General features: G+C 43.8%; 23 protein-coding genes. 12 read left to right on the top strand and 11 right to left on the bottom strand.

The window, feature by feature from the left end; genetic code table 11:
• Positions 1-43: 43 nt before the first annotated feature.
• From ACE1CD_RS37315 to ACE1CD_RS37305, 3 genes are all read right to left on the bottom strand, one after another.
• Positions 44-952: an RNA ligase family protein gene (locus ACE1CD_RS37315; protein WP_374827967.1), complete on the bottom strand. Its 909-nt coding sequence runs from the start codon at positions 950-952 to the stop codon at positions 44-46.
• A gap of 2 nt (positions 953-954) precedes the next feature.
• Positions 955-1,815 (bottom strand): nucleoside hydrolase, encoded by an 861-nt coding sequence (locus ACE1CD_RS37310; protein ID WP_374827966.1) that lies wholly within the window; start codon positions 1,813-1,815, stop codon positions 955-957.
• A 67-nt stretch (positions 1,816-1,882) separates the two neighbouring features.
• A complete protein-coding gene (locus ACE1CD_RS37305) occupies positions 1,883-2,146 on the bottom strand; it encodes a zinc ribbon domain-containing protein (protein ID WP_374797082.1) in 264 nt (87 codons plus the stop codon).
• A gap of 360 nt (positions 2,147-2,506) precedes the next feature.
• Here ACE1CD_RS37305 and ACE1CD_RS37300 point away from each other — a divergent pair, with 360 nt between their 5' ends.
• Together ACE1CD_RS37300 and ACE1CD_RS37295 are read left to right on the top strand one after the other, a co-directional pair.
• The gene (locus ACE1CD_RS37300) at positions 2,507-2,734 is read left to right on the top strand and encodes a photosystem II protein, Psb35-related (protein WP_374797080.1); all 228 of its coding nucleotides are present in this window, start codon (positions 2,507-2,509) and stop codon (positions 2,732-2,734) included.
• 492 nt (positions 2,735-3,226) lie between these two features.
• Positions 3,227-6,142 (top strand): ATP-binding protein, encoded by a 2,916-nt coding sequence (locus ACE1CD_RS37295; protein ID WP_374827965.1) that lies wholly within the window; start codon positions 3,227-3,229, stop codon positions 6,140-6,142.
• A 168-nt stretch (positions 6,143-6,310) separates the two neighbouring features.
• Here ACE1CD_RS37295 and ACE1CD_RS37290 read toward each other — a convergent pair whose 3' ends face one another.
• The 5 genes from ACE1CD_RS37290 to ACE1CD_RS37270 form a co-directional block, all read right to left on the bottom strand.
• Positions 6,311-7,426: a response regulator gene (locus ACE1CD_RS37290; protein ID WP_374793633.1), complete on the bottom strand. Its 1,116-nt coding sequence runs from the start codon at positions 7,424-7,426 to the stop codon at positions 6,311-6,313.
• Between the two features lie 92 nt (positions 7,427-7,518).
• Positions 7,519-8,541: a YhdH/YhfP family quinone oxidoreductase gene (locus ACE1CD_RS37285; protein WP_374827964.1), complete on the bottom strand. Its 1,023-nt coding sequence runs from the start codon at positions 8,539-8,541 to the stop codon at positions 7,519-7,521.
• 387 nt (positions 8,542-8,928) lie between these two features.
• A complete protein-coding gene (locus ACE1CD_RS37280; RefSeq protein ID WP_374827963.1) occupies positions 8,929-9,732 on the bottom strand; it encodes a radical SAM protein in 804 nt (267 codons plus the stop codon).
• Positions 9,733-10,034: 302 nt separating this feature from the next.
• Positions 10,035-11,366, bottom strand: a complete 1,332-nt coding sequence (locus tag ACE1CD_RS37275) for a TMEM143 family protein (RefSeq protein ID WP_374827962.1) — start codon at positions 11,364-11,366, stop codon at positions 10,035-10,037.
• A 218-nt stretch (positions 11,367-11,584) separates the two neighbouring features.
• On the bottom strand, positions 11,585-12,916 hold the full coding sequence (locus ACE1CD_RS37270; RefSeq protein WP_374793625.1) for a TMEM143 family protein: 1,332 nt from the start codon (positions 12,914-12,916) through the stop codon (positions 11,585-11,587).
• Between the two features lie 386 nt (positions 12,917-13,302).
• Between ACE1CD_RS37270 and proS the strand changes: the two genes are divergently transcribed.
• The 4 genes from proS (at position 13,303) to ACE1CD_RS37250 (ending at position 18,197) form a co-directional block, all read left to right on the top strand.
• Positions 13,303-15,111: a proline--tRNA ligase gene (proS, locus tag ACE1CD_RS37265; protein WP_374827961.1), complete on the top strand. Its 1,809-nt coding sequence runs from the start codon at positions 13,303-13,305 to the stop codon at positions 15,109-15,111.
• A 66-nt stretch (positions 15,112-15,177) separates the two neighbouring features.
• Entirely contained in the window at positions 15,178-16,491 is a 1,314-nt protein-coding gene (locus ACE1CD_RS37260; RefSeq protein WP_374827960.1) for a hypothetical protein, read from the top strand.
• Positions 16,492-16,619: 128 nt separating this feature from the next.
• On the top strand, positions 16,620-17,489 hold the full coding sequence (locus tag ACE1CD_RS37255) for a DUF2993 domain-containing protein (protein WP_374827958.1): 870 nt from the start codon (positions 16,620-16,622) through the stop codon (positions 17,487-17,489).
• A 75-nt stretch (positions 17,490-17,564) separates the two neighbouring features.
• Positions 17,565-18,197: a GerMN domain-containing protein gene (locus ACE1CD_RS37250; protein WP_374827957.1), complete on the top strand. Its 633-nt coding sequence runs from the start codon at positions 17,565-17,567 to the stop codon at positions 18,195-18,197.
• Positions 18,198-18,351: 154 nt separating this feature from the next.
• Here the strand turns inward: ACE1CD_RS37250 and ACE1CD_RS37245 are convergent, their stop codons facing one another.
• From ACE1CD_RS37245 to efp, 3 genes are all read right to left on the bottom strand, one after another.
• Positions 18,352-18,705, bottom strand: coding sequence for a metalloregulator ArsR/SmtB family transcription factor (locus tag ACE1CD_RS37245; protein WP_190468729.1), 354 nt, complete (start codon positions 18,703-18,705; stop codon positions 18,352-18,354).
• Between the two features lie 84 nt (positions 18,706-18,789).
• On the bottom strand, positions 18,790-19,323 hold the full coding sequence (gene accB / locus ACE1CD_RS37240; protein ID WP_374793616.1) for an acetyl-CoA carboxylase biotin carboxyl carrier protein: 534 nt from the start codon (positions 19,321-19,323) through the stop codon (positions 18,790-18,792).
• A gap of 97 nt (positions 19,324-19,420) precedes the next feature.
• Complete coding sequence (gene efp / locus ACE1CD_RS37235; RefSeq protein WP_374793614.1) at positions 19,421-19,978, bottom strand: elongation factor P; 558 nt, start codon at positions 19,976-19,978, stop codon at positions 19,421-19,423.
• A 201-nt stretch (positions 19,979-20,179) separates the two neighbouring features.
• On the opposite strand from efp, the gene ACE1CD_RS37230 reads away from it, so the two are divergent.
• The 6 genes from ACE1CD_RS37230 (at position 20,180) to ACE1CD_RS37205 (ending at position 25,343) form a co-directional block, all read left to right on the top strand.
• Positions 20,180-21,322 (top strand): peptidylprolyl isomerase, encoded by a 1,143-nt coding sequence (locus ACE1CD_RS37230; RefSeq protein WP_374793613.1) that lies wholly within the window; start codon positions 20,180-20,182, stop codon positions 21,320-21,322.
• A gap of 158 nt (positions 21,323-21,480) precedes the next feature.
• Complete coding sequence (locus tag ACE1CD_RS37225; RefSeq protein WP_374827956.1) at positions 21,481-22,167, top strand: methyltransferase family protein; 687 nt, start codon at positions 21,481-21,483, stop codon at positions 22,165-22,167.
• 159 nt (positions 22,168-22,326) lie between these two features.
• Positions 22,327-22,611: a hypothetical protein gene (locus ACE1CD_RS37220; protein WP_374793610.1), complete on the top strand. Its 285-nt coding sequence runs from the start codon at positions 22,327-22,329 to the stop codon at positions 22,609-22,611.
• Positions 22,612-22,893: 282 nt separating this feature from the next.
• Complete coding sequence (locus ACE1CD_RS37215; protein ID WP_374827955.1) at positions 22,894-24,258, top strand: hypothetical protein; 1,365 nt, start codon at positions 22,894-22,896, stop codon at positions 24,256-24,258.
• A 67-nt stretch (positions 24,259-24,325) separates the two neighbouring features.
• Positions 24,326-24,796, top strand: coding sequence for an STAS-like domain-containing protein (locus tag ACE1CD_RS37210; RefSeq protein ID WP_374827954.1), 471 nt, complete (start codon positions 24,326-24,328; stop codon positions 24,794-24,796).
• Complete coding sequence (locus tag ACE1CD_RS37205; protein WP_374827952.1) at positions 24,786-25,343, top strand: type II toxin-antitoxin system VapC family toxin; 558 nt, start codon at positions 24,786-24,788, stop codon at positions 25,341-25,343. The genes ACE1CD_RS37210 and ACE1CD_RS37205 overlap by 11 nt, the downstream gene beginning before the upstream one ends.
• The last annotated feature ends 10 nt before the right edge of the window (positions 25,344-25,353 follow it).

Raw genomic sequence — 25,353 nt, 5'->3', positions numbered from 1 at the left:
TTTCTAGAAACAGAAATTGTGAACTATGAAAAATAGAAATATCTTAAATTTTATTTGTGAAATACCGCTCGACTAAATTTTCTGATTCTCGCTGCAATTTCGCGATTAAATTTGCTTGACTCGGACTCGGCAAAGTGCATTCTTCTGTACTAACAATCTGAGAATAGTTAGAAGATTGTTGCTGATGCCATTTAGTTGCCTGATGAAATCGACTATCTTCGGCAAATTCAGGAATCTTGATTTTCAGAATCGGTCTGATTCTACCCTTCGCACTCTCCAACCAAAATGATTTTACAGGTTTAATAACGATGCCTTCTGCCTTATTCGCAAAAGGTAATTTCGGTAACCCTAACAAACCGGGTATGGTAGAATCAAACTCTGGGTGATAAGCAAGAGCTGTCTCGTATTTGCCGACAAACAACGGTAAGGCATTCATCATACCTACTTGCTGAAATATTGTCAGCGCTTTGTGGTAATCCTTGTAATTTCGCGAAGCTAAGTTATTATTTTCGACAATTGCAATATCAAAAGCGCAGAATTCGATGTCCGGTGAATAGTAAACGCCAGTTTGCACAGCTTGTACGTTGGTCACAGAAGGAACATCTGGATGGGGATATTCTCCGCCAAATAATTCGCCATAAACAAAAACTTTAAGGGGAACCTTTGCTTCAGCTTGCAAAATTTTAAATATTTCGTTGACTTGGTTAATTAATCGGCTTTCTTTCGACTTAAACCCAAAAAAGTCTTCTCCTGGCTGCAAGAACTCTTTCCTTTTGGCAAAGCGAACATTCGAGCCATCTGTTGTTATGCAAAAGTTGGCACCGTGAATCTTTTCTGTTACCACCCAATCGGTTTTCTTGAAAGCGCGAAGATCGGCTGGGGTGAGGTTCCATTTTGTCTGACTTTCAAAGATTTTTTCATAGCCGATAAAGTGGTCTTGAGACGAGTGCATTTTTAATATGCCGTCAAAGTAGAGATAAATTTTTCTGGGTTGTAGTCTATAATAATCCAAGTTCCGGAACCGGGAGATAATCTGGCTCCCCACTGGCCTTTTTCTCGGTATATTTCCACTTCTGCCCAAGTCGCGATCGACTCGTCAATAGCACAACAAGCAGCTAAAGGATCGTGTAATTTTTTACCATCGGGGTGATGACGCAGATAGGCATCCATACCTTTCCATATCAAAGCGAGAGACAAACTTTTATGTTTGAATGATTGGAAAATATCGTGCATTTTTCGGTCATAGTAAACGCGATGGCAAACGTTTTTAGACACAAATCTTTTCACCCTAATAGCTTCATAAGAAAGTGCTGCTAAAGCAGATTTTGAATCGCCGTTGAGGTTGTAAGTGGGACAAGTCGTCATTCCTTTGAATTTGTCTAGTTGAAGTTCTGATGGTACTACACCTTCACCGGCAAATCCACCTTGGGCAATCCAGCGATCGACTTGAAAATTTAATTTAATGGCAGCTCCCAAATTTTTTAGCGGGCCACCTGTAATTAAGGTAGTGTTCGAGTCACAATATCGCCGCAAAACTTCGCCGCCATTTTCTGCATCTTGGGAAGTTGGAATATCTCCATAAACATCTGTGTGCCATTTGGAAACACAGGGTTTAGGGTGTTCTTTGTGATGGGCTCCGACTGGAATATCTATATTAAATAGAGCCAATGCTTTCCTTACCAGTCCGATCTGTTGGGGAGAACCTGGGGTGATGGTAACAGCTTTGAGGTTAACTTCCGGGTGTCCCATCAACAACAATAAGGTAAGGAAGTCATCGGGGTCGCCGGTTTCCATATCCCAAATTACATCTATCATTTATAGGAATGCCCCCACCTCAGAATAACTAGCTGGAGTGGCTATTTAGAATCTGACTTTTTCAATGCTAGGTGGTGACGTTTTCATAGACTCCAGAGTCTCGTTTCACCAGCTTGGTTAATCCCGCATTCTTGTAGTCGCTATTCGATGTTGGAACGAGCAAGCTTGGTACGCTAATCAAGCGCTGGACAGGTGCATCGAGTGGCGTTTCGCCTGGGTCGCATTGAGCTAGCTTACACAACTCGCCCCAATTGGTAAGTTTTTCGTGAATACTGTGGCGAACTTCAACTTTTTGATTGTTGCTGGCACAAAAGTAATCGTAGGTGGGCATAACAATTCTTCTCCAGCCCTAAATTGAAATCAATGATAATTTACCGCGATCGTCGGTTTTTGGCAATTGATTATGTAGTACGGTTTCCCGAACGATGGAAACACACTCTTTCCAGCTACTCGGTTGTTTCCGGTTGACTCAGATCTTGCAGCTGTTATAGAAACTGGGTTTCTTGCAAATAGCTAAACTGGGATTTTATTATCTAATCCAAAATCTAAAATCCAAAATCCTGGCATCGGGTGACGCTCTAGTGGCATTTGTGATAAACATCACTTAGGTAATTGAGTCAAGTCACAAACAGATATTGTTAAACTTCGTTACATTTATTTACATAAAGATACAAACGGGAGAAAACGAGTGATGACTATCCTGATTGCGCTATTCATCGTCGGTTGGGTTGCTGCTGCTGCGATCGGTACTCAAGCTTACTTCCGAGGCGAGCAGTCGAAGCCAATTCACGAACGTAACTGGCGCTCTGAGTCTTTTGAGAAGCTATCTGAAAGTATTACCGGCAGCAAGATAGACTATAGCGATCGCGTTCCTGCCTTCAGCGTGGATGCTTATGGCAGCAACAACTTGCCCAACTAATAGCGACGACATCCTCTGGACGATCGAACCCCAGCACCCCGCTGGGGTTTTTTTTTGGCGGGGAAGGGGGGAGTGGGGGAGTGGGGGAGTGGGGGAGCGGGGGAGCGGAAGAATTAATATTTCCCCTTTTCCCTCTTTCCCAACGCCCTAACCGCGACGCCCTAACCGCGACGCCCCCAGCCCCTAGCTAGGGCTTGATGAAACTCTTGCCCAGAGACAATTCCAGCATTTTTACACTGGTTCTTGCCTATAAAGCTAAAACATATACACCATAAATTATGTAAATTGTTCTATCCTAAGTAAGGTTTAGCAGAGATTGATAGTAAAAATAAAGATAGTATAGGCTTTAAAGTGATAAAGCAAAAGCTAGAGCTCGATTTTGGGTGTATCTTTTCAAAGCATCAACTCTTAGGCTAACTCCAAGAAACTTAATCAGAACAAATGTATTTTCATAAAAATAAATCGGGCTGGTCGCCTTCGAGTCCCTAATTTATGGTTGAACTTAACATAAACACTACTTACTCGCGAAAGTCTAATAGTTGTGCCGACGTGGATAAAGGAAAACTGAATCATCGTTTCTCCCAACGTCTCGAACCGAGCCTAAGTCCGATGGAAAGCTGGGGATTCGGGCTTTCCGGTTTGTTGCTATGGCTTGGTACCGCACCGAGTATGCACGCAGAGTTAGGGCCGAAAGCAATTTTTGTATGGTTGCCGGGAGCGATCGTCGGTATTATGCTGAACCTGCAAATCAAGCGCCTGGGTATTCAGTGGCCGAAAGTATCGGGAGGAACGCCCAATTACACAACCAGACTGCTGAAAAGCTATCCCGGACTGGCTCGCTATGCAGCGATCGGCTATCTTTTGGGATGGGTATCCGTACCGCCGATGAATGCGATTATACTCACTGATTTAATCGAGGCGACTCTTTCTCCGCTTGGCATTTCGTGTCCGGTAACGTTGTTGAGAATTGGATTTACTTTACTTCCTTTTCTAGTAGCTTTTAGCGGCACGAGAGCGTTGGGAATTTTGCATTCATGTTTTGTCTTTCCAGCGATAGGATTGTTACTTGCTTTTTCCATTCAAGGAATTGGATGGTTAAGTTTAGCAAGCTCCAGTCCCGGTTTTTTTCCCAGCATTGGGTTAGAAATACAAAATCTGCCGCCGCTCAATTTTGTGGAATGGGCGAAGTGGTTTTTTATTGCCGTATATGCCGTTTACGGTTGCGAAACAGCTTCTTCTTTTGTGGCAGATAGCAAAAATTCCAGAGTCACCTTGCGTTGTTTAGATTTTGCTGCCTGGTTGATTGTGCCAGTTTATCTGGGTGGTTCTTGGGTACTGATGCGGTTGGCAAATGCTGACGAAATAGGCAACAATGCTTTTTTAAATCTGGTGGGTGCAGCTAAACCATTTTGGGGTGAATCAGCTTCATTTTTGGTGACATTTCTGATTGCTTGCGGCTGTCTTTTGAGTTCGGCTACAGCCGTTTCCAACTCGCCCCGAATTTTATATCAACTGGCAATAGACGGATATATTTCACCTGTATTTGCAGTCGTTTCGCGGCGGGGTGTTTTCGGCCCGGGTCTGACATTTACCCTTTTACTGAATCTGGTTTGTCTGATGTGGGGAGATGTCGATCGAGTGGTGATGATTGCTGGAACGGGATATCTTTTTTCGATGCTGGCGATCCATCTGGGATTGTGGCTGGGGCGAGGTAGATCGGCTGTATTGTGGCCGTGGTGGTCGGGAGGCTTTTTTGTAGTCGAAGCGATCGTCCTGGTGGTGGGAGGTTTAGCTTGGAACTGGAAATATTTGGCGATCGGATTGCTGTTGCCGATCGCTATTTTGGCAGCAGATGCAGCTGTACTTCGCCTCAAATTTGCACCTTTCCATCCATCTTGGTGGAAAGAACGCCATCGTGCTGCTTCTCAGGAAAGGAAGACAGATTTTGTGCTGGTACAGGTGGGAGTTTTAATTTTCTTAATTTGCAGCGCCACAGCGATAGGATGGACGGCTAGAGCTAAATTAGATACCGCATCTGTCGAAAACTATACGAATGTTTTTGTCCTTTTGCTGCTGATAAGTGCATTTGTAGGAGTAGCGATCGCTTGTTGGACTAGCTTACCGCAAGTCACCAGTATTATCGAAGCGCGAGAACAAGCCGAATACCTTTTTAAAATAGCTCTGGATGCAATTATAGTGTTAGATGAAAATTGTGTAATTTTGCAAGCAAATCCCGCAACAGAACTATTGTTTGGGGTAAAAAATGAATATTTACTCGGAAATCGTTTAAACCAAATACTTTTGGATTTACCGGATGTGCCGGAGCGTTGGCCATCCCGTAGCGAACAGATCGTAACTCGTGGAGATGGAAAATCGCGATTTCTGGAAGTGGCAATTTCAGGCCGAAATAATCAAGAACGACAAGAATATGTTGTGCTGCTACGCGACATTACAAAGCGCAAACAGACTGAAGCAGAACTGCGGCAAGCATTACAAATTAAGGAAGAATTGGCAGCTACTGCTACGGCACAAGCTCAACAATTAGAAAGAACTTTGCGCCAATTGCAGCAAACTCAAGCGCAACTAATTCAATCCGAAAAAATGTCTAGCCTCAGTCAATTGGTTGGTGGGATTGCACACGAAATTAATAACCCGATTAATTTTATTTACGGCAACATTCAATACGCGAAACAGTACGCTCAAGATTTGCTGTATTTGCTTAATCTCTACAAATATTATTATCCCAATCCAGTTCCGGAACTGCAAGTAGAAATTGAAGACAAGGAAGTCGATTTTTTAGTAGAAGATTTTCCCAAACTGTTGGATTCGATGAAAGTAGGGGCCGATCGCATTCGGGATATAGTTCTGTCTTTGCGAAATTTCTCCCGTTTGGATGAAGCAGAAAAGAAGAGGGTGGATATTCACGAGGGGATTGAGTCAGCGTTGATGTTTTTGCATAATCGTCTGAAAGCTAAAGGTGATTATCCGGGTATTCAGGTGATTAAAGAGTACGGTGATGTACCCAAAATCGAGTGCTACGCCGGACAAATAAACCAAGTATTTATGAATCTGCTGTGTAATGCTATTGATTCCATAAACGAATACAACAAACAGCGATCGCTGGCAGAAATTAAGGCTTGCCAGGGTACGATCGCAATTCGCACATTTGTAAAAGAAAACAACCGTTTATTTATCCGCATCGCAGATAATGGTTTAGGCATTGCTGATGATGTCCAAAGAAAGCTATTTGACCCATTTTTTACAACCAAACCTATCGGTCAAGGAACTGGAATGGGATTGGCAATTAGCTACCAAATTGTGGTCAGAAAACATGGTGGAAAATTGCATTGTATATCAGAGCCAGGAAAAGGCGCAGAGTTCGTAATTGAGATTCCTATTTGTAGCTAGGAGCTAGGGGAGTGTGGGGGTGTGGGAGAGCGGGAGAGTGGGGGAGTGGGGGAGTAGAAGAATTAATATTTTCGCTTTTCCCTTCTCTCTCTTCCTCTTCCTTTTTCCCTCTTCCCTAGCCCCTAGCCCCTAGCCCCTAGCCAAAATCCAAAATCTAAAATCTAAAATCTAAAATAGGCTGGGAGTGGGAAGAACAACCCGCACAGTTGTTTGCTGTCCGGGGATGCTTTCTACAAACAATTCTCCACCGTACAATTCTGCCAGCCGTTTAGCGATCGCCAATCCCAAACCAGAGCCTTGTTGTTCGTATAGTTTGCGATCGAACTGCATATAAGCTCCTAAATTAGCAATTTGTTCGGCGTTCATACCCCGTCCTTTATCGCTCACAGATAGAATAAAAAAATTATTTTTTACTATGCTGATGATATAAATTGGCGTTGCCGTTTCAGAAAATTTAAAAGCGTTATCTATCAGTTCTTCTAGCAGCTTATTCAGATGCTGTGCGGAAATTTGAATTTCTCCATCTGCTAAATGTAAATGCAGATCGTTTTCTCGTTGCACTTTTTTTGCTTGGTGAATGGCTATATCAGCAATCATTGTTTTGGCATACTCTATGCGATGACTCCGTAGCGCTTTGATTCGCTCTGGATGGGAAGCAATAACTTCTAGATCTGCATACAGCAAAAAGTTCTGAATCAGACGATACAAACGTTTGCTAGCAGCTTGGATTTGCTCGAGCATTTCCCGAATCTCAGATTTATCTAGCGAATCTAACTCGGCAAGTAGCAGTTGTGAAAACCCCATAATGCCATTTAAAGGAGTTCGCAATTCATGGGGAAGGGATAAAGTAATATTCCTACGCAATTCATCTAGTTTTTGTGCTTGTTGCTGCTTAATAGCGGCTTGTTTTTCGAGTCTAGCTGCGATCGCTTTCAGCAATTGGTCTGGTGTAAACGGTTTGATTATATAATCGTCCGCTCCCTCTTCCATACCCTTCCTGGTATCCGCTTTGTTAGATAAGCCAGTGATAAAAATGAAGGGGATAGCTGCCGTCGCAGGTTCGCTTCTGAGCGCTTTGAGGACACCGTAGCCATCTAGTTCGCGCATCCGCACGTCGCAAATAATTAGATCTGGCTTTTTTTCTCTAGCAATTTCGATGCCTTTGATGCCATTTTCGGCGTCAAATGTCTCAAAATTTTGTCTGGCTAGAATTTCTAAAATGGTTATGCGGACGATTTCTTCGTCTTCAATTACCAAAATTTTTATCTTCGAGTTATTTGACATAAGACTAAAATAAATTACTATTTACCTCTTCCTTAATTTTGCTGCTAGTTTGGTTTGTCACTGCATGGCCGTTGGCCATTACTATAATTTAACTATAATTTGGCTAGCCGATCTTGTCTGGATAGGTCAACTAGCACACGCCCTACAATTTTTCCTTGCAGAATTGCATTAACTTTCTCTCTCAATTCCTCTAAATTTACAGTTGTTACCACTCGCTCTAAATGCGAGGGTTTCCAATCAGATGCTAACTTTTTCCAAAGGGTCGATCTGGTTGCGATCGGACATTGAACCGAATCAATTCCAATCAGCCGCACTCCCCGCAAAATGAAAGGGTAAACAGTCGTTATTAACTCCGCACCACCTACCAAACCGCAAGCGGTAACGCAGCCGCTATGTTTGGTAGTTTCGATCAGCGTTGCTAAAGTATTTCCTCCCACCGTATCTACTACTCCAGCCCAACGTTCTTTCAACAGGGGCTTATCGCTGTTATCGTTGACTTCCTCTCTTGAGATTATTGATGATGCACCCAGGAACTTGAGGTAGTCATATTGCGATGCTTTGCCTGTAACCGCTACAACAGCGTAACCTAATTTTGCTAAAATAGAAATAGCAATACTGCCAACTCCACCAGTAGCACCAGTTACTAAAACTTCGCCTCTATCCGGAGTAATGTTATTTTGTTGTAGCGCGTCTATGCAAAGTGCTGCCGTAAAACCAGCCGTTCCAAATATCATGCTTTCCCTCAGACTCATTCCATCGGGAAGACTAACTACCCATTCAGCAGGAACGCGAATATATTCGGCAAATCCTCCCCAAGTATTCATTCCTAAATCGAAACCAGTCACAATCACAGAATCGTTTGCTTGAAACTGGGCAGATTTACTGATAACCACTCTTCCCGCAGCATCAATTCCCGGTACGTGAGGAAACTTTTTGGTAACACCAGGATTTCCCTTGGCTGATAGCGCGTCTTTGTAGTTTAGAGAAGAGTATTCCACGCGAATTAGAACGTCACCTTGTGGCAGGTCATCCACTAATTTTTCGACAATATTAGTCTGGTAATTTTTGTTATCTGTTTGGGTAACGAGAAAAGCTTTAAATGTTTCTTTTGTCATAAACACCTTGATATTATTGGCTGGATTAACTATTGCCTGCCAAAACGCCTGTAACCCTTTCAAGAGAGGCAATAGTGGGCAATTACCAATTATATTTAGATGGTCGGTGATGTCCAGCCTACAAATTATCGAATCACAGGGCAGAAGGGATTTTCCTGCAAGTTTAGCACGCTAAGTAGGAAAGAACTATATGTTGGAGATGTTTATTAAGGGAAGAGAAACTTCGATCTCTATTCGGATCGGGCGACAATTATACCTGAAAGTTGACTGGATAAGCTTTTCGGCTCTTCGACCTCGCCGGTGGTAAGGTCGTTTATGCGGACTTAAAGATATCAATTGCGCTCTAACGAAGATCGGTTGAATTTAGCTACTCTAAAATTCAGATACTTACCCAATAGGAGCATAACGTACAGGAATACCACTAGCGCGATGAATTTCGCTGGCCAATTCCTGCAAAACATCTAGACTGACACATTTGAGCGATCGCACTTCGTAAGGTCTATTATCGGCGCTGCTGTGATTCTCTCTTCCGTCTATTTCGTGTTTCAACGGTTTTGGGCGCGTCGGGGTATTGAGTTGAATTTCATCCGGCAGTAAAGATTGCATCATTTGCAGATATTCAGCTTTAGTAGCTTCATCCCATTTCGTTAAAATCATGGTTTGAATGCCTAAATGTCCGCGATATTCCTGACGAAAATTTTTAATATTTGTCCAAATATCTGACATTTCTATCCCTGACACAGGTCGATTGACACGCCGCAATTGTTCGGCGGAAATGGCATCGAGTTTGACCGAAATTTTGTCGGCTAAAGACAACGCCGCACGCACATCTGGGTCTGATAATAATGTGGCGTTTGTCAATACTAAAGTCGGTCGATGAGTGAGTTGTTTGATTGATGAGAGGATTTCTGCCAAATTAAGTGCTAAAGTGGGTTCGCCGCTACCGCTGAGGGTGATGACATCCACATCCCAAGGCGCGAAAGCTTGCAAATCTTGCAGAATTTGTGCCGTGGGGATGAAAATAGCGCGATCGCATATTTTGCGTTCAATTTCCCCCAATTGGCAATACACGCAGTTGAACGAACAAACAGACACTGGGCCAATGGGGTCTATACCGAGCGATCGACCGTATCGCCAAGATTTAACTGGGCCGTAAACAGAAGTAAACTTAGTACTTGTTTCAGCGGACATTACCTAAAACCGTCCTGGCTGCAATTGCACATCTATCTATTATTTTTATCGCAGATTCAACAAGAGATTTGCAAATTTAAACAGATTTTTATAATTTGTAAAATATTTTTATTCTAACTACATAAATTGCCTATTGCGTGTTCCTGCAAAGCAATACAAACAATGAGGCGACATCTAAATAATTATGGGTTGAGAGTTGAGGTTTCTGCTTGGGTAAATCTCAACTCTCAACTCTAAAATAGCTATCGTTTTTTAGGAAAGATAACGTTGACTCAAGCTTTTTTATCTAGAGCGATCGCACATCATTTAGCGTAGAGAAAAGCATTGTCCCAAACGTAGTCTATGACTGTTTTAGCATCGTCTAGAGATGGAATTTTGCAAAAACCTTGTTCATCATATGTCAGCAAAGGTATTTCCGAACTACTATCTGTCTCCACACCATCCTTGACAATTTTGCCGCGTATTGCTTGCAGGTTACGTAGAGGGCCATTGATATCGAAGTCAATTTTTGTGCCAAATCTTTTTTCCATCCAATTTTCAATTTTATCATCTAATTGTTTGGGAGTAAGAGGTGTCTTACTCGTCAATAAGTGATAATAAACCAGCAGTATTTCTTTACATTCTTCCTCTTCCGCAGCATCAATTAAAGCTCCAAAAACACTGCCATTATTAGCAAGGGCTCTGAAAAAAAGCGTGTCGGTAATATTTTTTTGAAATTTGATTTTCTTGCTGTTGTAATTGTTATATTGCCGGACAGCAAACCCACCAAGCGCGACCACCAGCGATAACGCCGCCACCAGTACTGGCATAAGGTTACTCAATTGCTCTTGGTTGATACTAAAATTTGCGATGCTGGACTTTCCAAAGACAACAAATGATATTATCGCTATAATCAGCAAAAGTTGGGGTAAGACTTTGATCGCCACCGGCACAGCCGCCCCAATCGCTGGCACGCCAAACAGGAGACGGTCTTTCCACGTCATGCTAATTTTGATGTTCGGAAATAAAAATTCTAAATCGAATTTGGGAATATTTTTGTAATAGTAAACGTACATTTTACCTGGGCTAAAATTGAGCTTGTCTGCTTTAATTTTTTTTGATGCGAAATAACTCTCATCTTTGAATTTCAGTAATAAAACTACTCGTTCGAGCACATCTACCGATTTTTCGATTTTTTGCAAAATTTTATTGACAGTAGTTGTTTTTTGACTGTCGCCACGGTAGTAACAAACTATGCGATCGAAGTCATTGAGATCGACATCTGTTTTTAACTCTATCAATGAGCTGATCTGAAAAGCACGTTGTAGCATTTCTTCAGACAAAGGAATGTAATTAGCTCGTTCCAGGAGAGTTTTAAAGGCTTCAACCAATTTGGCTTCCATATTCGCCTTTTGGTCTGGAGTTGCGACAGCGATCGACTTGGTATCGATATCCGGGTCAAAAGGAGCAAAATTATCCTTGATAACCTCTAATGTTTGATGTAGCTGAAAATGGTAATAGGCAGACAATATTTCGCAGAAATCGCGAAACTTTTGCACATCTGCGCCAGCCAATTGGCCGTCTTGAACGCAAAGTTCGATCAGGTCACGTCGCTGATAGGGAATAAATGCTTCGCGGTCTTGATAAGTTGCCATAATGCTGAGTTATGCCGATGTTTTAGATCGTAAAGAATTTGAAAGGGATGAACTAGGCATCAGCATAAACTATTTTTGGCTCCAAGGAAATAGCGATCGCACTGTCTCAAACTACACATCTGAAACTATCGGGTCGTGGGGAAGCGGGGGAACGGGGGAGAAAATCTTCGTATATGAACTTTTCCATAGAGATTCCGAAAGAAGCGTGCGATCGAGCCTCATTTTTCACAGATAAAGGCATTATCCCAAACATAATCTACGATCTGTTTGGCATCCTCTAGGGAGGTAACTTTGCAAAACCCTCGCTCATCGTAACTCAGCAAAGGTATTTCTGGCGTACTGGCTTCATCCCAGCCTTCTTTAACGATTTTGCCGCGTATTGCTTCCAGATTGTGTAGAGGGCCATTGATATCAAAATCTATTTTCGTGCCAAATTTTTCATCCATCCATTCCTCAATGCGATCGTCCAATTGTGCCGGGGTAAGAGATGTTTCGCTTGTTAACAGATGATAATAAACTAAGATAATCTCTTTACATTCTTCTTCTTCGGCGGCATCTATTAAAGCTCCAAATACGCTCGCATTGTTAGCTAAATTCCTAAAAAATAAAGTGTCGGTAACTTTTTTTTGAAATTTGACTTTCTTGCTTTTGTAACTGTTGTATTGCTTGAAAGCAAAACCGCCAAATGTCATCGCCAGAGACAGCGTAGCCACCAATACTGGTGTAACATCGCGTAGCGCATTTTTGCTGGCATTATTTTTGCCGACATTTACTTGTCCGAAGACGACAAATAAGATCGTGCTGATAATCAGCAATAGTTGAGGTATAACTTTAAGTATAATTGGAATAGCAGCCCCAATAGCTGGAATACCAAAGAGGATACGGTCTTTCCAGGTCATGCTAATTTTAACGTTGGGAAATAGTAACTCCAAGTCAAATTTGGGGATGTTTTTATAAAAATAAATATAAATTTTACCCGGCGTGAAATTAAGGCGATCGTACTTGATTTTTTTTGATTCAAAATAAGCTTCATCTTTAAATTTTAGCAGCAATACCACCCGTTCAAAAACTGCTAACTTACGTTTTTTCTGCTGAAACCACTTCTTAACTGTAGTGATCTTTTTACTGTCGCCTCGGTAATAGCAAACCACTCGTTCAAAGTCATCAAAATCAACCTTTGTTTTTAATTCTATCAATGTCTTTTCCTGAAAAACCCGTTGTAACATTTCTTCTGTTAAAGCTATATAATTAGCTCTTGAAAGAATATTTTCAAAGCCTGCAATCAGTTCGGCTTCCATCTTTGCCTTTCGCTCGCTCGTAAGTGCAATCCTCGGTTCGCTATCGGCATCTGGATTAAATGAATCGAAATAATCCTTTAATATTTCCAATGTATGATGCAGATGAAAATGATAATAAGCCGATAATATTTCGCAGAATTCGCGGAACTTTTGCTCATCTGTGGCCGATAACTTGCCGTCTTCAATGCAAATTTCGATGAGATCGCGCCGATGATAGGGAATGAACGCTTCGCGGTCTTGATAAACTGCCATTATACTGAGTTATAGCGAGATTTTGTACAGTAGGGATTGTGAGACGAGAGAACTACGTATTAGCATAAACAATTGTTGACCCGAAGGGAATAGTCTGCCTGCATATATTAAAAAAATGGCCAATGCCTGCCGAATTGCCACAGTCAACAAAGCGGCAATTTCCACAGCACTTATAGCCAATTTTCGAGATTTTGAAGATGCAATCTAATACAGTACAGACGCAATCAACCTACTGGATACCATTGTTACTGACAATACAGAAGACTGCGTAAATGTCACCGTACCGATTTTCACCCATAGCGACTTGATTCAAGAACTTGAGATATTATCCTGATGATGTTCTAGACTGAGAAAGCAAACATCTCAGTTGGGAACAGGAACAAACGATGCGACTCTCTCAAATGTTATTCGTCACACTGCGGGAAGACCCAGCCGAAGCAGAAATCCCCAGTCATAAATTACTACTCCGCGCAGGTTACATCCGTCGCATCGGTAGCGGTATCTATGCCTATCTCCCCCTCATGTGGCGCGTTCTGCAAAAAGTTTCTCAAATTGTGCGCGAGGAAATGAACGCTACAGGCGCACAAGAGTGTCTCTTACCGCAACTGCAACCGTCAGAGTTGTGGCGCGAATCCGGTCGTTGGGATACGTACACCCAAGCTGAGGGTATCATGTTCGCCCTCAAAGACAGACAAGAGCGAGAATTAAGTTTGGGGCCAACTCATGAAGAAGTAATTACGACTGTTGCCAAGGAAATGATACGTTCTTATCGGCAATTACCTCTGCATCTCTACCAAATTCAAACTAAATTTCGCGATGAAATTCGCCCTAGATTTGGTTTGATGCGCGGACGCGAATTCATTATGAAAGATGGTTATTCGTTCCACGCGGATGAGGAAAGCCTCAAAAAAACTTACGACGATATGCACAAAGCTTATAGCAATATGCTGCGGCGCAGTGGTTTGGCTTTCCGTCCTGTACAAGCTGATTCGGGGGCAATTGGCGGTTCCGGTTCCCAAGAATTTATGGTACTGGCGGAAGCGGGAGAAGATGAAGTTTTATACACAGAAGATGGCGAGTACGCCGCGAATGTAGAAAAGGCTGTTTCTTTGCCAGCGGATGCAGAACCTTCACCTTTTAGCAGTTATGAAAAAAGAGAAACTCCCGGTACGGACACTATAGAAAAAATCTCTCAATTTCTCAAGTGTTTTCCCACGCAAATTGTGAAAAACGTCCTGTATCAGGGTGTTTACGATAATGGTATGACGGTGTTGGTGCTGGTAAGCATTCGCGGCGACCAAGAAGTCAATGAAGTAAAGTTGCAAAATGAATTAACAAAATTAGCCGATCGCTACGGCGGTAAAACTTTATTATCGCTGAAGGTTCCCGATGCAGAAGCACAGTCAAAATGGGCGGCGAAACCTTTACCTTTGGGCTATATTGCTTCCGATATTGCTGACGATTATATTGCTGACCAAAAACAACTCGATCGCAAGTTTTTGCGGTTAGTCGATAAAACTGCTGTCGAACTTAAAAATTTCGTCACCGGTGCGAATGAATCTGGTTATCACGTTGTCGGTGCTAACTGGAAAGAGCAATTCAAATTACCGGAAATTGTGGTAGATGTGCGAAAAGCACGACCGGGCGATCGCGCTTTTCACAATCCCACACAAACCCTGCAAAGTGCCAGAGGAATTGAAGTCGGTCACATTTTCCAATTAGGCATCAAATACTCCAAAGCAATGGGAGCAACTTATACTAACGAACAAGGCGAAGAAGTTCCCTTAGTCATGGGTTGTTACGGTGTAGGCGTATCGCGGTTAGCGCAAGCAGCAGTAGAGCAATCATACGACAAAGATGGCATAATTTGGCCTGTAGCGATCGCACCCTATCACGTCATCATCTCAGTTCCCAATATCAGCGATGCCGAACAACTGCAAGCAGCGGAAAAACTTTACAGCCAACTCAACGAAGCGGGAATTGAAACTTTGCTAGATGACCGCAACGAACGCGCTGGAGTTAAATTTAAAGACGCCGATTTAATCGGTATTCCCTATCGCATAGTCACGGGAAAATCTCTCAAATCCGGTAAATTAGAAGTCGTCGAAAGAGCCAGCCACAAATCCGAGGAAATCCCTTTGGATGAAGTTGTATCCATTCTCAAGCAGCGAATCGAAGCAGCAACACACAAGTAGAAAAACCGCATCTGAGCGAGGGTATTTTCCCTGCTCAGCATCGGCCACCTAGCTTTTCTGAAAATCATGAAATATTACTATCAACTAGCCCGCAAAGCTTTATGGGCATTTCTCATTTACTTACCTTTCATCGGCACTTTCACATACGCGATCGCAGGAGGTAATCCACTTTTTTTTATAACTAAAGATATCCTCTACATACCCGCGCTTATTGCTTTAATTATTTACTGTCAGCGCTCGCATTTACCCATCGTAATTGCCAAACCCCTCAAGCAGCCACTGTTGTTTTTATTGGCGTGTTGTTCGGTCACTTTAGTTTATGTCAACGGCTATCAACAGTTCAATTCCGATCTTGACGAACAACCATTTTTAATGGGTATATTGGGCTTAAAAGTGCTAATCGGATACATTCCCCTGATTTTTTGTGCCTATTACCTGATTCGCAACAAACAGGAATTGCGATTTTTAATCCGCCTGCACGTTGTTCTGGCCTTAATTTGCTGCACTCTGGCTTTGATTCAATACTTGTTACTTAGCAGCGGTGTGTGTACAGGTACGAGCGGACTGGAAGGAGATGCTTTATTCAAAGCAGCTCTCGATGCTAGGTGTTTTGTCGGCGGTGCTTTACTTTACAATCCCGAACTGGGGGTAATTCGCTTACCGGGAACATTTGCCGCACCCTGGCAATGGGGTTGGTTTCTGATTTCAAATGGTTTTTTCACCGTTGCTTCTGCTGTGAGCGAAACTTCTCGTCGTTGGCGAAATGCAAGCTTCGTAGCTATGGCTTTAGTCTTGTTCGTAGCAGTTGTTTCCGGTCAAAAAATCGCTTTAGTTTTAATCATTACCATCTTTGCACTGCTGCTATTTTTTGCAGCTCCTGGGGGAAATTTCAAGCGCGGGATTATAATTTACTTGGGAGGAGCAATTGTGCTTGTACTTGGCTTAAACACTGATTTTTTCAGTTATTGGAAAGATTCGCTCCTTTACGAATTTATTGTTCCGCAGTTTGATTGGGCGCTGGGCAACCTAGAAACCTTTTTTGGTAGTGGTTTGGGACGAGCTACTAATGCAGCACGTATTTTTGGCGAAACTGCGTTAGTTGAAACCTACTATCCCAAGGTGCTTTACGAAATAGGGCCGCTTGGCCTGCTCGCTATGCTAACAGTGATTTCTATCTTAACTTTCCTCACGTTCAAAGCTTACCGCTCGGTTAAAGATATCAAGTTGCGTCGCTTGGGAATTTGTCTGTGGGCATTTGTCTTGTTTATCAGCTACAACATTTACTATTACCCGCTAGATGTTCTGCCAGTGGCAATCTATTATTGGTTTTTTGCTGGTGTTCTGCTCAAATTACCGCAACTCGAATCTAATCAGCAATAGGTAATAGTTATAATTCTCTACTACCTAACCCCTAACTCATTTTTTTCTTTTGACTTTTGACTTTTGACTTTTGACTTTTGACTTTTGACTTTTGACTTTTGACTTTTCTAGCCCCTAACCAATCACCAATGGAATTATTCACACTCCTCTTATCTGGCTTACTTGGTTTCCTTTCCCCAGTTGGTTTCGTTGTCGATAGCGTCGCCCAAAATGTGATTCGCTCTCGCATGGAAAAGGTAGAACAGCTGCAAGTGCGCGTTGACAACGCTCCCTCTCACCAACTCATACAAGGCAAAGTCGAACGAGTGCGAATTGCAGGACGAGGCTTATGGGTGACGCCAGACTTCCGCATCGCAGCTCTAGAAATGGAAACCGACCCCCTGAATTTGAATATACAGCGTCTCAGGCAACGCAGTGAGCGATCGCCCGTCGAGGGTAACCAAAGTCAAACATTGCCCAGCGGAGCTTTGCGGCAACCGATACAGGCTGGATTGCGTTTCGTTTTAACCCAGGATGATGTCAACAAACTGCTCGCATCACCGACAGTCACAGCTCGGTTGCGTAATCTGGGAAGCGGTTTTTTGGGCAATATGGGCGGTCAACAAGCACAAGCTTACGAGTTTGTCAATCCACGGATAGAATTTCTGGCTGATAACCGCGTGCGTTTTCAGGTAGCATTACAGGAAAAAGGTGAAGGTGGCGACAAGCAAACCAATCCCAAACAGCTAAATCTCAAGGTAGAGTCGGGACTGGGCGTAGTTTCCGGGCATCAGATCCAATTGATTTCGCCAACTGCCTCGATCAACGATAGTGCCCTGCCAGCTTTTTTGATCGGACCGATCGCCGAAACCATCAGCGAGCAGTTTGATTTCCGTAAATTGGAAGATGCAGGAATCACAGCTCGGCTTCTACAATTGAATATAAAACCACAGCAAATGGAGATAGCAGCCTTTGTGCAAATAAAACCGGACTCTTTGCCTCAAACTGACAAAAAGTAACCTTTTTCCGGAAATTATTATCCTCCGATCGTCTCCTCACACAGAACCTGCCAATTCTCAAGGAGCTACGTATTTATGGACAAGCGAAAACCCGATCGTGCCGTTTCTCAGCGTGCAATTGCGACTATCGGGGGTATAATTTTGGCTATTGGTGGCGGAACGGTTTGGTTGGCATTGAACTCGCGTACTCCGGCCCCCACCCCTACACCGACAAACTCTGCAAACTCCACAACAAACAGCCCCAATACACCACAGCCAGTACCTGTACCGGAAACGGCAGAAATTTATTGGCTTCAAGATCGAGGCAATAAACTAGAACTGGTGGGTCGTCCGGTAACGCTGGATAAGGCTGCCAGTAAAAGTCCCAATGCTATTTTGGCACAAGCTTTTGTCCGCTTACTGGCGGGGCCTAACGCTACCGATGACAAAATTTCTACAAGTATTCCCAAAGGAACCAAACTCCGCAGCGTTACTGTTCAAAACGATACCGTTACGGTCGATCTATCTCAGGAGTTTAACTCTGGGGGTGGCAGCGCTGCCATGACGGGGCGCTTGGGACAGGTCATTTACACCGCTACCAGTTTAGATCCCAATGCCAAGGTGATTATCTCCGTCGATGGGAAACCCCTGGAAACTTTAGGTGGTGAAGGCTTGGAGCTAGAACAGCCACTAACTCGCCAAACTTTTCAGAAAAACTTTCCCCTCTAGTTGAGCTTGGGAAAAGTCACTCAGTCAACATTCAAAAGTCAAAAAGAAAAGGGAGAGGAGATAAGGAAGAGAAAAAAGGAAAGAGTGGAAAAATTCGGATTTTCCCGCGTTTATGCCGCTCTATTCTCCCTCTCCCTCTTGTTTTTGACTTTTCTTATTCTTTGCTAGCTAGACTGAACTCCCGAAAGTGACGCGCTTGCTGCTCAATGCGCGTTGCTAAGCGGTCGCACACCAAGTTACACAGATCGAAGATTAGCTCATCCTCCACTTTGTAGTAGGCGGAAGTGCCTTCGCTACGGCGGCTGAGGATACCCGCTTGCAGCATCACTTTTAGGTGTTTAGAAACGTTAGCCTGACTGGTTTCGGTCGCCTCTACCAGTTCTTGCACGCATTTTTCGCCGTTGCGGAGCAAGTTTAACAGCCGCAGGCGCATAGGCTCGCTTAAAATGCTGAAGTATTCAGCCACTTGTTGCACAACTTCTTGCGGTACGGGTTGCGCTTGTTTCATCGAATTAACTCGGAACCGACCGATCCCCAGATTGTACGAGTTCTTTTTTCTATCACAATACAGTAATCGATAATACACTTTTTATCAATCGGGGTTAACCCGCATCAGAACTTGACCGTATTCTACAGGTTGGCCGTTGGTCACCAAAATTTCCATCACCTGTCCTGAGACTTCGGCTTCGATTTCGTTCATCAGCTTCATTGCTTCAATGATACAGACTGTTTGTCCAGTGCGGATGCGATCGCCGACTTCCGCAAATGGCGGTTCGTCAGGAGCAGGCGAGCGGTAAAACGTTCCCACCATAGGGGAAGTAATTGTTACCCATTTTTGCTCAACTTGGGGGGGAGGAGCCCCGCTCGGTGAGCTGGCAGTTGCGCTCTCAGGCACACCGATCGACACCGGAGGTTGAGGATAAAATGGCATTGCTAGAGCGTCGCTCGGCATAGGTGGTACAGGTGGCTGCACGCGAGCTAGAGGCTCCGATACTTCCCGAATAGGGTCGGGGGTGCTTTTCCGCACCGTTAGTTCAAAATCGGCGCTCTTAAGAGTCAGCTCCGCGATATCGGTTCCATTCAAAACCGTCAGGAGTTCGCGAAGTTCGTTAAAATCCAATTCCACAGCTTGTTCGATCTCGTTAAATTGGCTTTCAGCTATATCGATGGGTAGATTTGAGATTTTGGATTTTGGGTAAAATCTAAAATCTCAAATCTCAAATTTATTCACGACCCAGGTAGGAATCGGTGCGGGTATCGATGCGGATGCGTTCACCCACAGAAATAAACAGGGGAACCATCACTTGGGCACCGGTTTCTACGATCGCAGGTTTGCTGCCGCCAGTAGCGGTATCTCCCTTGACTCCGGGATCGGTTTGGGTCACTCCCAACACAACCGCGTTGGGCAATTCTACTTCCAGTACCTGTTCTCCCCAGCGGATGACGTTGACTTCCATGCCTTCTTTAAGGTACTTGACGCGCTCGCCGATTTGGGTGGCAGAAAGTCGGGCTTCTTCATAACTTTCCATCTCCATAAAGACGAACTCTTCCCCGTCTTTATAGGTATGCTGCATAGTAGATTTTTCCAGGTTAGCTTGGGGCACAGTTTCCCCAGCCCGGAAGGTTTGTTCTACCACGTTGCCAGTTTGCACGTTTTTGAGCTTTGTCCGCACAAAAGCCGAACCTTTACCTGGCTTGACGTGGAGAAATTCCACGACCCGCCAAACGCCGCCATTCCATTCGATCGAAACACCGGGTCGAAAGTCGTTACTCGAAATCATGAACGTTTATTAGCCAGATCAATCGGCCTTTAATTGTACCGCTCTTGGGGGACTGGGGAGAAAGTCGATCGAGAGGGCATTCGATCGAGAGGGCATTGAATCATTTGAATTTTTGTGATTTTGACGTTTTTAGCTATACCTAATCGCCAATCACCGACGGTGTGGGAAAATCTAAAATTGTGTGTACTTAGAAATTTATTTATGCCTCGTTCTAGTCTTCCAGTCTTAGATGCGCTAAAACGCTGGCTGCTTCTCGGCGTAATGATGCTGCTGGCGATCTTCCTCAATATCGGTCTAAGCGGTGCCGGGTGGAACTTTTTTGGTAGCAGCGGTCGCGAAAGTCGCTTACCTGCTGGAAATGCAATTACCGATGCGAAAGCGCTTTTGCGGTACGCCCTACCCATAGACAACCAGCCGGTGCGCGAACTGCAAGCGAGTTTGGAAGACATTTCTACCCAACTGCGGTCTAATCGCCGTTGGAGTGCTATCTCTTCAGATATCAGCAAGGCTTCATTGATTTTGACCGATCGGCAAGACCAACTGCTAGCCAGCGTTCCTGAAGAACGCAAAGCGGAAGCAGAAACTGCGATTGCAGACCTGAAAGCAGGTCTGGCGGATATCCAAGCTGCTCTCGAAGCCAAGGATAAAGAACAAATCTCCCAAGAGAGGACAAAGCTGCTGGATAAAGTTGGCCTGCTGGAATACACAATGGTACAAAAATACCCCTTTGAAGTACCAACCGAGTACAGCAACCTGCCTCAACTCAAAGGTCGTGCCACTGTGGAAATGGTCACCAACAAGGGCAATCTCACCATCGTTGTGGACGGCTATAGTGCCCCCGTTACTGCCGGTAACTTCGTCGATTTGGTACAGCGCGGCTTTTACGACGGTTTGCCGTTCATCCGTGCCGAAGAATCTTACTACCTGCAAACCGGAGACCCCGTAGGCCCAGACCAGGGTTTCATCGATCCAGCTACCGGAAAGTATCGTGCTATTCCCCTAGAAATCCTGGTTAGGGGAGACGAAGCGCCCACCTACGGCATTACCCTCGAAGATGCCGGTCGTTATCTCGATCGACCCGTGCTGCCTTTCTCCGCTTACGGTGCCCTGGCAATGGCTAGACCGGAATTTGAACCGAATGGCGGTTCTTCTCAGTTTTTCTTTTTCCTGTTTGAACCAGAACTGACACCAGCCGGTCTCAACTTGCTGGACGGTCGCTATGCCGTCTTTGGCTTCGTAATCCAAGGGAAAGAAGTGTTGGAAAAGCTCCGGCAGGGCGATAAAATTGAGTCCGCTAAGGTGATCGAAGGTGCGGAAAATCTCATTCAACCACAGGTAGCTTAAGCTCGCTGCTTGGCAGGTCATGCGACTCAAAGAAAGTTAATATAGAGATTAATGGGGAATTTCAGATTGAAAATTTTAGATGGCCAATTGAAAAATTGAATTTGTCATCTGAAATGTTAAATTTGAAATTTCCTTCACCACCTACCATTTCTGTAACTATGAGCAGTTTTGTCAGAGCTATACAGTTAAGTGTGGTATTGGTGGGGATGCTTGCCATATTGATTGTGCTGCCAGCAGTTTTATTTGATGCGATGCAGCAGTGGCAAGTAATTTTTTTATTGCACGCCTATGCGATCTTCTTTATGGCCACAATTTGGCGTGCCGTTAAATATGGCAAACTGACCAAAACCACAGAAGATGAGCAATATAAGCGCACTTCCGGTCGTTGGGCTTTGGTTGTGCAATTTATCGGTCTATTAGTGGTGCATTGGTTAGCGCTGTTTGAATTTTCGCGCTCTGTGGCTCTCACCAATCCTGCCGATCGCACTTTAGCAGGGATTGTTGGAATTATGGCGATCGCAGTCGCCATAATTATTAATCAAGTGGCAATTCGCACGCTGAAAGGATTTTTTGACAGGATCGCGATTAAGCCCGATCATCGGCTGGTAACAACAGGCATTTACAGTATCGTGCGTCACCCAATTTATCTAAGCTATGTTTTACTTTTTGCGGGATATTGCACAATGCTGCAAAGCTTTGCTAGCTTTATGTTGCTGGGCTTGGTTTGTGCAGTTTGGCTGGGCAACAGAATGGCGATCGAGGAAGAAATGCTCGCCGCCAGGTTCGGTGAAGATTACAAAGCTTATCAGCAAAACACAAAAAGGCTGTTTCCTTTTATTTATTAACCCAAAAACAAAACTTTTATCCGACTTATGGAAAGAAATCTGGTTAGTCGCAAAAGACCGGATTGAACAGCTAAAATTTTCAATTTACTATGGCGGTTTAGAGATGGTATCTCAATCTGAAATCTAAAAATTAAAATTACCCTTACTAGATGTCAGATTATGGCAATTATTGAGTTGATATTTTTGCTGACTCTGGCTGGTATGCCAGTCTTACTGATTTTGAGGACAGTAGCAACTTCTCACAAGCAACAGCAGTTGCAAAATGCTTTCTATCAATTGCTAAAAGAGCAAAATAGCCGCATTTCTCTAATCCAGCTAGCTGCCACTGCTAAAGTTGAGCCACAGCTAGCCCAGCAGTACTTAGAACAGCAGATTAACACCTTTGGTGCAGTTCCGGAAGTGGATGCCGACGGGGATATATTCTATCGGTTTCCTAAACTTTAAGTCAGGGTGGTAGAGTCCCCAGGACTAACTTTTGTGCTAAATGGGGCGATGCGATCGGGGCGGTGATAGGAGGAGGACAGAAGCACTGCTTTACCTGGTGTGTCAAACCCCTCTACGCGCTCATTCCGGAAGTCGGTTGTTGAAATGGGTAATTTCCGTCAATCTTAGCAGGGTGAACAGATTTAGAGAGGAGCAAATGCTTAAGTGAATAAGTTGCAGATGGCGTTTTTGTGGATGCCTTTGATACCATGCACTTGTATCAGGGACAACGGGGAGACCGATATGGAACTTAAAGAAGCTCAGGAAAGATGCCTAAATAGTTTAGTTTGGGCCATTAATGAGCTAGGAAGTCAAATTACAAGGACTGAAGTTGAGCCGATCGCCGAACTGATTATCCAAACCATGACCGGCCCTTGGCGCTATTTCCACACTCCGGAACACATTTTTGACGTCGGCGGCGAGGAACATCCGATTGAGGTCTTGGCAGCGCTGTTTCACGACCTAGTGTACGTGCAAGTGGATCAAGGCGTCAGTTTCAACATTAGCAGTTACATTACTCCCTTTGTCAGGGACGTTAGGGGACAGCTCGTGATTCGAGACTCTACTCAACTAACCAAGGATTTAATGTTTGAGATTGTATCGACGGTATTCGGGTTTTCTCCCGGTCAGACGCTTTCTCCGTTCGCAGGACAAAATGAATTTCTGAGTGCGGCGATCGCGGCCAAATGTCTCAAGCCGTTTCTTTCTCCTAGTTTAATCGCGCAAATCGCCGCCTGTATCGAGGCGACGATTCCTTTTCGTCCGAAGCTGGAATCGGGTTTCAGCGCTATGGATATGCTGTACCAGCGCTTGATAAGTGCTAACAAGCAGTTCAATTTGGGGTGGACAGATGCCGAAACCTGTGAGGCGGTGAAGCGAGCTGTGCGATTGGCAAACCGAGATGTGGAAAATTTTGCCTCTACTAACTCTGCTGATTTTTTAGATAATACCTGGAATCTTTTACCCGAAACTAACCACGAACTTCCCAACGCCAATTCTTACACGGTGCAGGTATACCGAAAATCTCTGCAAAAAATGGAAGGATTTATGAACTTCCTCAAACCAGAACTGGTTTTTCAGCAGTTTATGGGCGAACCCAATGAGGAAACTTACCGCAATATGCTGGAAAGAACTAGAAAAAATCTGGAAGTAGCTAAGCTTTATTTGGGAAGTAAGCTAACTACGATCGCTATCCTTGAAGCGCTTTCCTATCGTATGGGACGGGATATTCCTCTTTCTACTATGATGGGAGAATTACCTGATATAAATGTAAAATCAGCTGCATTGCAGCATTTTATCCCCAATATCGATGAAGGTTATCAACCCAAAAATGAACTGGAAAGTGAGGTATTAGAGCTTTTAGCGAAGGGTCGCAATAAAGATTCTCCTTACGATATTAAGAATTCCCCAGTAACTACGTTTATCATCAAATCTATAGGGTTTGACTCTGGTGGATACTTGCTTCAAAAAGCTAAAGATTTCTTTAACCAAAAAATTGAAGGAGAAGAATTTCTCAAAGAGTGCGACCCGTATGCTATTAAAACGGTAATAGAGGCTGTGGGACAACTTTTTGAAAGTCGTAAGATGGCATTGCGAGGACTCAATTGAAGGAAAAGATAGGAGCATAAATACAAACAATTCAAGCCTAATTAAAACCAATGGAGAGCGATCGCTCGTGCCACGTTATCGGCGGCGGGCGCAGCTTTTATTTGTTAAAATTATTGTGGAAGTTAACCAAGCCATTTTAATTATGAATTACTTAACATCTGACCATCCCCAAACCGAAAATACCTTCAAGATTGTTGTCACGGAAGTAATTGGAGATAATTTATGTATAGCCAGTGAAGATGGGCAAAAAGTATACGATCGCATAGCAGCAGCTTTTAAAGAAGGGAAAAAAGTAATAGTTTCTTTTCAGGATGCAGAAGATATTACTTCCGCTTTTCTGGCGGATGCGATCGGTAATTTATACGGTGAATTTCCAGAAGAACAGATCGAATCATCACTCAGCGTCATCGATATGCAGCCCGATGATGCAGCAGACCTTGAGTGTACAATTGAAAGCGTGAAGGAATATCTAAAAGACCCTGAACGATGGAAGGCTGCTGCACGAGAAGCATTCGGAGATTACTACTTTGACGAATAACCAAATTTACAACATCAACGATTACTCATTTAGTCAGATGGATGCTGTATTATTTGATGCAAATATCTGGCTGTACATTTATGGACGACAGGGTGAACGATATCCTCGAATCAAAGCCACATACACCTTGGCACTAAGGCGAATTCGCAGTGTAAAAGGTCGGATATTGGTGGACGGTTTTGTGCTTGCTGAATTCATTAACGCTTATGCTCGATTTTTCTACAACATATTGCCAGAAGTAAACAAACCAGCAGAGTTCAAGATATATCGCAATAGTGCTGAATTCAAACCTTTCGCCCAAGAAATTGCCAGACAATCTCGGAAGATACTGGAAAAGTGTGAGCGAGTAGATAGCGGTTTTGAGACGGCGGATTGGCGGGAAATTTTGAGAAAGTATGCAGCAGGCGAGTCGGATTTCAATGACCAAATATTAGCGGAATTGTGTAAAGCAAAAAATTTGAAACTGGTAACGCACGATGCCGATTTCAAGGGAGACAATTTGACGATTATCACCGCTAATCCAAAGTTGCTCAACTCAGAAATGTGAGATGATTAGC

The organism is Aerosakkonema sp. BLCC-F183, assembly GCF_041929145.1.
GTDB lineage: Bacteria > Cyanobacteriota > Cyanobacteriia > Cyanobacteriales > Aerosakkonemataceae > Aerosakkonema.
The sequence above is the reverse complement of the archived record's forward strand: the minus strand, read 5'-3'. Positions and strand labels throughout refer to the sequence as shown.

Excerpts from the sequence above, each read along its gene's own strand:
- ACE1CD_RS37245 (WP_190468729.1), bottom strand. The coding sequence starts at position 18,705 with ATGAAACAAGCGCAACCCGTACCGCAAGAAGTTGTGCAACAAGTGGCT.
- ACE1CD_RS37295 (WP_374827965.1), top strand. The coding sequence starts at position 3,227 with ATGGTTGAACTTAACATAAACACTACTTACTCGCGAAAGTCTAATAGT.
- ACE1CD_RS37305 (WP_374797082.1), bottom strand. The coding sequence starts at position 2,146 with ATGCCCACCTACGATTACTTTTGTGCCAGCAACAATCAAAAAGTTGAA.
- ACE1CD_RS37315 (WP_374827967.1), bottom strand. The coding sequence starts at position 952 with ATGCACTCGTCTCAAGACCACTTTATCGGCTATGAAAAAATCTTTGAA.
- ACE1CD_RS37260 (WP_374827960.1), top strand. The coding sequence starts at position 15,178 with ATGAAATATTACTATCAACTAGCCCGCAAAGCTTTATGGGCATTTCTC.
- proS (WP_374827961.1), top strand. The coding sequence starts at position 13,303 with ATGCGACTCTCTCAAATGTTATTCGTCACACTGCGGGAAGACCCAGCC.
- ACE1CD_RS37270 (WP_374793625.1), bottom strand. The coding sequence starts at position 12,916 with ATGGCAGTTTATCAAGACCGCGAAGCGTTCATTCCCTATCATCGGCGC.
- ACE1CD_RS37275 (WP_374827962.1), bottom strand. The coding sequence starts at position 11,366 with ATGGCAACTTATCAAGACCGCGAAGCATTTATTCCCTATCAGCGACGT.
- ACE1CD_RS37230 (WP_374793613.1), top strand. The coding sequence starts at position 20,180 with ATGCCTCGTTCTAGTCTTCCAGTCTTAGATGCGCTAAAACGCTGGCTG.
- efp (WP_374793614.1), bottom strand. The coding sequence starts at position 19,978 with ATGATTTCGAGTAACGACTTTCGACCCGGTGTTTCGATCGAATGGAAT.
- ACE1CD_RS37285 (WP_374827964.1), bottom strand. The coding sequence starts at position 8,541 with ATGACAAAAGAAACATTTAAAGCTTTTCTCGTTACCCAAACAGATAAC.
- ACE1CD_RS37290 (WP_374793633.1), bottom strand. The coding sequence starts at position 7,426 with ATGTCAAATAACTCGAAGATAAAAATTTTGGTAATTGAAGACGAAGAA.
- ACE1CD_RS37225 (WP_374827956.1), top strand. The coding sequence starts at position 21,481 with ATGAGCAGTTTTGTCAGAGCTATACAGTTAAGTGTGGTATTGGTGGGG.
- ACE1CD_RS37300 (WP_374797080.1), top strand. The coding sequence starts at position 2,507 with ATGACTATCCTGATTGCGCTATTCATCGTCGGTTGGGTTGCTGCTGCT.
- ACE1CD_RS37255 (WP_374827958.1), top strand. The coding sequence starts at position 16,620 with ATGGAATTATTCACACTCCTCTTATCTGGCTTACTTGGTTTCCTTTCC.
- ACE1CD_RS37280 (WP_374827963.1), bottom strand. The coding sequence starts at position 9,732 with ATGTCCGCTGAAACAAGTACTAAGTTTACTTCTGTTTACGGCCCAGTT.
- ACE1CD_RS37220 (WP_374793610.1), top strand. The coding sequence starts at position 22,327 with ATGGCAATTATTGAGTTGATATTTTTGCTGACTCTGGCTGGTATGCCA.
- ACE1CD_RS37310 (WP_374827966.1), bottom strand. The coding sequence starts at position 1,815 with ATGATAGATGTAATTTGGGATATGGAAACCGGCGACCCCGATGACTTC.
- ACE1CD_RS37215 (WP_374827955.1), top strand. The coding sequence starts at position 22,894 with ATGGAACTTAAAGAAGCTCAGGAAAGATGCCTAAATAGTTTAGTTTGG.
- ACE1CD_RS37250 (WP_374827957.1), top strand. The coding sequence starts at position 17,565 with ATGGACAAGCGAAAACCCGATCGTGCCGTTTCTCAGCGTGCAATTGCG.